This is a genomic window from Actinomycetota bacterium (assembly GCA_036280995.1).
Lineage (GTDB): Bacteria > Actinomycetota > CALGFH01 > CALGFH01 > CALGFH01 > CALGFH01.
Map to the genome: position 1 here is coordinate 1 of DASUPQ010000663.1, position 2,472 is coordinate 2,472.

The following is a 2,472-nucleotide window of genomic DNA, read 5'->3' on the forward strand; positions in this document are numbered from 1 at the left end:
CCACGGTGATGCGCGTCCACACCAGCGCCGTGGCCTGGAGGGTGACCCTGACCTGCGGGGCGGCCGCCGTCGCGGTCGCAGCAGGAGCTTGCGCCGGCTGGTCGCCGCCGCGGAGTTCCATGACAGCCAGCGCCGCCAGCACCACCACCAGCGTCCCGACCAGCAGCGGCACCGTCCGACGCCGATGCCGACGCCAGATGGCCCGGCCCGCCCCCATCTTGACGGTGGTCGCGATCGCCGACCCGGCCGGGGCCGCCGCGATGACGCGGGTCGGATCGGCCGGCCGCTGCCGTCTCGCCGGGTCCCGACGCCTCGGAGGGCGCAGCCGCGTGGTTGGTGCCTCGCCGCTTCCAGGAACCGGCGCCCCAGGCCGGAAAGGCGCGGCACGCAGGCGCATGGCTAGGGCAGCGGCCGAGGATGGCCGCTGGGCCGGGTCCTTGGCCAGGGCGGCCTCGCAGGCGTCGGCCAGCCGGGCCGGCACCCAGGGGGCGAGCTCCCGCACCGGCCGGGGCCGCTCGTGCAGGTGGGCCCTGACCACCAGCACTGGTGAGTCGCCGAGGAACGGTGGGCGGCCGATCAGCAGTTCATACAGGACCGCGCCAAGCGAATAGACGTCGGTTGCCGGGGTGGCCGCCTGCCCGGCGGCCCGCTCCGGCGAGATATAGGCGGCGGTCCCATACAGCCCACTGCCGGTGGTCGAATGGGTCTCATCGGCCGCCGCGGCGATGCCGAAGTCCATCACCTTGACCTCGCCGGCCGGAGTCAACAGCACGTTGCTTGGCTTGATGTCGCGGTGGACGATCCCCCGGCTGTGGGCGACGTCGAGGGCGTCGGCCACGGCCGCGCCGATCCGGGCCGCCTCGCTGGGTGGCAGCGGGCCGCCGGCCAGCCGGTCGGCCAAGGTGTCGCCCTCCAGGAGCTCCATGACCAGATACGGCAGGCCACCATCCCGGCCGAAGTCGTACACCCGGGTCACATTGGGGTGGGTAAGCTTGGCGGTCGCCCGCGCCTCCCGGACAAACCGCCTGGTCGCTCGGGGGTCGTCGGCCAACTCCTGGACCAGCACCTTGAGCGCGACCCGGCGCCCCAGCACGGTGTCGTCGGCCTCCCACACCTCGCCCATCCCGCCGACCCCGATCCGCCGCACCAGGCGGTAGCGTCCCCCAGGGCCGAGCGAACGATGCGCTCCCGTCATTGCCTGCCTCTCCCCGCGTGCCTCCTGAAGAGGACTGCGCCGCCAACCAGGCCCCGAATCCTGCCAACCTGCGCCCGGCACTACCCAGCAGCCGGCTCGGTGACAGCATGCTGGTCCATCGCTCCCGGTTCTCTTGGACACTGAGTAGGCAGGGGTGAAGAACGCCCGACGTCCGCGCTGCGACCGTCGGGTACGGCGCGTCGTTCGAGTACGCAACCGCCATGAAGCACCGGTCTGGTCAACCACGCAGATTGCGGTGGAGTCTGTCTGAACCGCCCCGGGGTCACCGGAGGCTCAGGCATCCGGGACGGTTCACAGTCCGTGGGAGATCGATGTTGACCGCTACTGTCCCCTAGGTCATGCCCCAGCACTCCCCCGCCCGGCGGGCGCTTCTGCTACCGACGCCTTCGAGGGTGAGCCCGCCAGAGAGGCCGGGTGCCTCGTCGCCTGGCCACTCTTGGAGTCCTCGAAGGTGTTGGCATGACCCGAGACTAGGTGACCTCGTCGTTGTAAGCGAGCTTCAACGGGCCGAGCTACCTGCGAGCAGCCTGACTGACCTCCGGCTTCGTTGTCCGCCGATGACCGTGATTGTCCGTGCGGTCCCACCCGTCTGCGGCCCCAGCGCGGCCCAAGCGGGAGGGCGAATCGCTTTCACCGGGAGCCGGGGCACCGCTCAGAAGGATCGGCCCTCGGCCTGCTCGGCTGCCGGCAGCGAAAAGTGGGTCTGCATCAGCAGCCAGCGGTCATCCCGCCGCTCCAGGACGGCGGTGAAGCGACCAGCCAAGCTCAGGTCTTGGCCGTCCACGCGAGCCTGCACGCTGACCCGTCCAGCCACCCAGGCCACCGGGCCAGCCTCCGACACGACCAGCGGCTCATACGCGACCGACAGCGCCTCGGCCTGCGAGAAGTCCCGCTCGACCTGCGCCTTGAACTCTTCTGGCCCGACCCGCCACTCGTCGTGGCCGGTGCCGATGCCGACCACATCGTCATCCGGTGCGATGAGGGCGAGGGCCCGGTCCAAGTCCCGCTTGCTGTAGGCATCTGCCCACTGCCTGAGTGTGGCCTCGACGGCCGTTTGGGTCTGCGGGCTGGCTTCCATCGGTGCCCCTCCCTGGCTCGCATCCCGACGTACCGAGTCTTTCTGACCGCACCAGGGACATCAAGTTGATGGCGAGCGCATGCCTCTGCTGTGTGAACGCAAGCATCGTCATCTCGGGACCAGCGGCAATGCTTCGACTGTGTCTCTGACCTTGGCGTTTGGTGTCGTTGGGTGTCGG

General features: G+C 70.4%; 2 protein-coding genes. Both read right to left on the minus strand.

The window, feature by feature from the left end; translation table 11 throughout:
* Positions 1-1,147, minus strand: a 1,147-nt coding sequence (locus tag VF468_22585; protein HEX5881077.1) for a serine/threonine-protein kinase, incomplete at its 3' end; no start/stop codon positions are given.
* 721 nt (positions 1,148-1,868) lie between these two features.
* A complete protein-coding gene (locus tag VF468_22590) occupies positions 1,869-2,294 on the minus strand; it encodes a nuclear transport factor 2 family protein (protein ID HEX5881078.1) in 426 nt (141 codons plus the stop codon).
* Positions 2,295-2,472: the final 178 nt, after the last annotated feature.

Bases quoted from the DNA above. Each gene is read 5' to 3' on its own strand.
- VF468_22590 (HEX5881078.1), bottom strand. From the start codon at position 2,294: ATGGAAGCCAGCCCGCAGACCCAAACGGCCGTCGAGGCCACACTCAGG.